Origin of the sequence: Methylocella tundrae (assembly GCF_901905185.1) — a bacterium.
Classification (GTDB): Bacteria; Pseudomonadota; Alphaproteobacteria; order Rhizobiales; family Beijerinckiaceae; genus Methylocapsa; species Methylocapsa tundrae.
Window position 1 is genome coordinate 1 of sequence record NZ_CABFMQ020000138.1, and the last position, 568, is coordinate 568.

Sequence of the window (568 nt, forward strand, 5' to 3'; positions counted from 1 at the left end):
GCCCGTGCCCGGCTCGCGCTTGTTGCACGGCACGGCCACGTCGTAGAAGTAGTGGCAGCGCGTGCGCTGCATCAGGTTCCCGCCGTTGGTGGCCATGTTGCGGATCTGCGGCGAGGCCCCGGCGAGGATCGCGGCCGCGAGCAGCGGATAGCGCTCGCGCACCAGCGGATGGTGCGCGGTGGCGGCGTTGCGGGCCAGCGCCCCCAGGCGCACGCCGCCGCCCTCGGCCTCTTCGATGCCCGCGAACGGCAGTCGCCCCACGTCCACGAGGCGGCGCGGCCGCATCACGCTTTCCTTCATCAGGTCGATGAGGTTGGTGCCGCCGGCGATGAATTTCGCGGGCAGCGCGCGCTCGCTCGCGTGGTGCATGCCCTGCGGCATGGTGGCGAGCGCCATCCCGGTGTCGGTCGCCGGCACGTAGTCGAAGCCTCTCATGCTGCGTCCTCCCCGGCAGGCGCCATCGGGGTCTGGTGCGGGTGCTGCGACGGCTGCGAGAAAGACCGCATGGGGCCACGCAGCGGCACGCCCGCCACTTCGGCGACGGCCTGCACGATCTGCGGATAGGCAC

The 568-nt window shown here is 72.2% G+C and carries 1 protein-coding gene; it reads right to left on the reverse strand.

Annotated elements, in window-relative coordinates:
• The coding region (locus tag MPC4_RS19135) for an FAD binding domain-containing protein (protein WP_174513934.1) at positions 1–435 on the reverse strand (435 nt) is incomplete at its 3' end.
• Positions 436–568 lie beyond the last annotated feature (133 nt).